General features: G+C 53.1%; 3 protein-coding genes. All 3 read right to left on the bottom strand.

The features are described 5' to 3' along the window. Positions 1-145 precede the first annotated feature (145 nt). From ACIQ0R_RS11555 to ACIQ0R_RS11565, 3 genes are read right to left on the bottom strand one after another with little or no spacing between them, the layout of a single operon-like run. Positions 146-1,342, bottom strand: a complete 1,197-nt coding sequence (locus ACIQ0R_RS11555; RefSeq protein ID WP_395827510.1) for an NAD(P)/FAD-dependent oxidoreductase — start codon at positions 1,340-1,342, stop codon at positions 146-148. A 38-nt stretch (positions 1,343-1,380) separates the two neighbouring features. Beyond that, positions 1,381-2,580: a YbdK family carboxylate-amine ligase gene (locus ACIQ0R_RS11560; RefSeq protein WP_395827513.1), complete on the bottom strand. Its 1,200-nt coding sequence runs from the start codon at positions 2,578-2,580 to the stop codon at positions 1,381-1,383. Positions 2,581-2,591: 11 nt separating this feature from the next. After that, positions 2,592-3,800 carry a cation:proton antiporter gene (locus tag ACIQ0R_RS11565; RefSeq protein WP_395827516.1) on the bottom strand — a complete coding sequence of 403 codons (1,209 nt, stop codon included), beginning with the start codon at positions 3,798-3,800 and terminating at the stop codon, positions 2,592-2,594. Positions 3,801-4,344 lie beyond the last annotated feature (544 nt).

Here is a 4,344-nt window from a genome sequence, read left to right on the forward strand (position 1 = left end):
TGTATCAGGATGGTTGGATGTGTGATTTGGCATGGGAAGGGGCTAGGGATGAAAAACTAATGACTTCTTTGGCTAATTGTATAGATGATATTTTTCTTAATCTTAATTGTAATGCGAGCCGACAAATAATTGTCTATTTCTATATTCATACGTCTAACCCGGCCGCAGTCCCCGATGCCCACGCCCATTGGAAGTTGTAGCCGCCGAGCCAGCCGGTGACGTCGACTGCCTCGCCGACAAAATATAAGCCGGCGACTTGGTTGGACATCATACTCTGCTGCGATAGTTCCTGCGTGCCTACTCCGCCGAGAGTGACTTCGGCTTTGCGGTAACCTTCAGAGCCGCTTGGCTGGATGGTCCAACAGTTAATTGCATCGCCCAGGTTGCGCAGCAGGCGGTCGGGCGTATCTGCCAGGCGGATTGCGGGATCGAACTGGTTTGCTTCGATGATGCCGTGCGCCAGTCTGGTTGGTAGCCATTGCGCAAAAATGTTGCCCAAATTCTTTTTCACCGAGGTTTTGTCATCGATCAGTGTTTCCGCAACGTCGATATCAGGCAATAAGTTCAAGCGCAATGGCGTGCCAGGCTTCCAGAAGCTTGAAATTTGCAGGATCGCCGGTCCCGACAGGCCGCGATGCGTAAATAGCAGGTCTTCCTTGAATTCCCCGCGCGCCTTTTTTTCTCCGGTTTTAACTTCGACTAGCAGAGCGATTCCCGCTAGTGGCAAAAATGGTTGCCATGCTGCCGAATCGAAAGTCAACGGCACCAGTCCTGGTTGCGGCTCGATTATTCGTAAGCCGAACTGGCGCGCGATCCGATAGGCAAAATCGGTCGCGCCGATTTTCGGAATCGACAGGCCGCCGGTAGCAATGACAACTTTGCTTGCTAGAATTTCGCCGGCATTGGTGTCGATCCGGAACGCCTCTCCGCTCTTGCCGACACCGGCAATGTTGCAAGGCATGCGCCATTCAACACTGCCCAGACTGCACTCGGCCTTGAGCATGTCGATAATCTGTTCCGATGAATCGTTGCAAAACAGTTGTCCTTTATGCTTCTCGTGGTAGCCGATCCGATAGCGTTTTATCAGGCTGAGGAAATCTTGCGGGGTATAGCGCGCCAGGACGCTTTTGCAAAAATGCGGATTCTGCGACAGGAAATTCTGCGGACCGGCGTTGGTGTTGGTGAAATTACAGCGTCCTCCGCCGGAGATGCGGATTTTTTCAGCCAGCTTGCTGGCATGATCGATCAGTATTACTTTCTTCCCACGTTGGCCGGCAACCGCAGCACACGTCATGCCGGCGGCACCAGCGCCAATCACGGCGACATCATATTGTTTTTGCATCGATCAGTTAATTATTTATTTGCTATGTTAGATACACGTTATTGGAAATATGGCGGCGGTTGGTGTCCCATCCAAAGTTCCGATGACAGTCGCATCATGTCGTTGAGCGAACCGCGCTCGGCAAATGTCTGGCGCAGCCAGTTCGCATCGCTGAGCTGTCCTTCGGCCATAAGACGCAAGCGTTTCAGGGCCAGTTGTTCGGCATCGTTCTGAGTATACCTTTGTAAGTCCTGTAGATGACTCAGCAAATGCTCGTGGATCGGCAGTTTTGAGGAATCCTCCGGACGATTGCCATGTAGCGCGATCGAACCGTGCAAGCCGTAGCGGCTCGCTTCGAAGCGGTTGTATTGATAGAGCAGGTAAAAATCATTGGTGATGACGAACGGTCTCTCTGTCAGTATCCAGCGTGCGAGTAATTGCGCGTAGCAGCCCAAGTGTGCGGCGTGTTCGATAGTAAGCGGCGTATCGCACACCCGGATTTCGACAGTGCCGTATTCCGGTTTGGGGCGGATGTCCCAGTAAAAATCCTTCATGCTGCCGATGATGCCCATACGCAGCAACTCATCGTAATACGTTTCGAAATCGCTCCAGCGAGTCAGCGTCGGCGCGGTCCCTGACAAGGGAAAGGCGCGCACTACATTGCTGCGCGAAGAGTCGAATTTGGTGTCGGCACCCTGGTAAAACGGCGATGCAGCCGACAGCGCGATGAAATGTGGCACGAAACGCGAGAGGGCATGGGTCAGATACAAGGCGTCGTCGCCGTTCGGCACGCCGATATGGATGTGCTGGCCGAATACGGTGAATGTTTTGGCGAGGTAACCATACTTCTCGTGCAGGTAGTGGAAGCGTTCGCTCGGCGTGATGCGCTGCTCATTCCAGTGCTGGAACGGATGCGCGCCGCCGCCGGAGACGTCGATGTTGAGGTATTGAGCGCCGCGGTTGAGTGCCGCGCGCAGGCCTTTCAACTCCTCGATCAGATGATCGACCCGGGTGTGTACATCCGAATTCAACTCGATCATGCCCTGCGTCATCTCCAGCTTGATCTGTTTTTGCAGATCGCGCGGTTCAATCCAGGTCAGCAAGTCGACCGCGTCGCTGGCCAGATTGTAGTTGCGGCGATTGACTAGTTGCAACTCCAGTTCGATGCCCATGGTAAACGGGCTCGAGCTGGTGAATGGCAAAACTTCTTGCGACGCCGGTTCGGCAAGGGCGGTATCGATTTCGGTATCGTCGATCATGGTCTTATCCTTCATTCGCGTCCACTTTCACCTGATTTGATCAAGGCGAATTGAGTGGCTATCGGCCCCAGTAATTCCAGTACGATGAGGCAGCCTGCCAACAGCGGCAATACATCCGCGCTGGTGTTGGGGTAGAGATATGCGGTGGTTTGCATCAATCCCAGTCCGGCCTCCGTCATCGGTAACGTGCCCAGTGTAATGAGTGCCGCCTGTTTCCATTTCATCTTGGCAAAGTGCGCGAAGGCGAAGACGCCGCAAGCCATGGCCAGGAAGCGTGCCGCAATCAGCACTGCCACCGAGGCTCCAACCAGTGACAGGTCGGACAAGCGGATCGAGGCGCCGATAGTGACAAACAGCATCACAATGAACAGTTCGTTGGCGACGCCAAATTCCAGTTCCATCAAGTCGTACTGGTGATCCAGGTTTTTTGACATGATGGCAAAGATCAGCATCGTCAGCAATATCGGCAACTGCAGGGCATGGGCAGCGCCGATTGCCAGCGTGATTACCGCGATAACAAGCACGAATTGGCGGCTAGGCTGACGGCCCAGCAGCCGCGCCAGCGGCATCATCAGCCGATAGGTCAGGTATGCCAGCACCAGTGAGCCGCACAATGAATACAGTGTGTGAGCAAACAAGGTGCTGAATGGAGCGGCACTTTCATTGGCGATCACCGGCAATAATGCGTAAGCGGCCAGTAATGCGACAAAATTATTCAGTGCAGTCATGGCAGCCAGGCGGCGCGTCACTAGTCCTTCGGCCTTGAGATCGCGCACCACCACCATCACTACCGCCGGTGCAGTGGCAATTGCCAACACGCCGCCAAGCAACGCCAGCACACGTGAAGTGCCAAACCAGATCAACGCGCCGCTGACAAATGTGAAGCACAGTACGGCACTGAAGATAACGGTAGCCAGCAGCCATTTTTCGCGGCGCAGCCAGCCGATATCAACATAGCGCCCCAACTGATATACCACCAGAGCCATTGCCATGTCTGCGAAAATATTGGCCAGCTTGAGCACATCATTGGACAGCAGGTCGAGGGCGCCCACGCCAAGTATGAAACCCACTATCAGGTAACCGGTGATGCGTGGAAACCAGGGGTTTTTTGTCACGATGTGGCCGCCCACCAGCCCGAATAGCAGCAAGCTGCCAAACAGTAACAGCGCATTCCATTGGATAGGCTGTGCTAGTGCAAAGGGCGGAAGAGTCCAATCCATGGATCCTCCAGAAAGTTAGTTTTGCGACGCTGAAGCGACGTCGCAGGATGCCGCATTGGCAGATGGATGGTGTTTTGCGGAACTAGCTGTCAATTATATCGTTAAGCTCGGCCTCCTTGGCTTGATTGCGTTTTGATTTGCGATGCGCTGTCGACGCTACCGAGTTCGCTCCATTTGTACAACCGTGCTGGTTGTTTGTGTTGTTGCTTATCCTATTATCCTAGTCAGTTACAGGTATGTATTTTTTTGATAATTATTGAGTGTTGCGAGATCGATAATATAGGGTCTTTTTTTGAGGGACGCTGAGCAGTTCGTCAGCCTTTGCTTAAATTAGTTCCCTTTAGCAATCAGGTTTGCCTATCTGCAGAATGAGATTGTGAGGATTGTGCGTACAGAGCTTTACAAACAGCAAGGCACTGTGAGCTTCCCCCGAAATTTAGTCTTCCATAGGTAACGTAAAATCAACGATCCTTTGGAAAGACCAGCAATGAAGAAGATACCAAAACAGATGTACACGGCGGAGTTCAAGGAGCTAGCCGTGCAA

It is taken from the genome of Collimonas sp., assembly GCF_044339385.1.
Taxonomy (GTDB): Bacteria; Pseudomonadota; Gammaproteobacteria; order Burkholderiales; family Burkholderiaceae_D; genus Collimonas.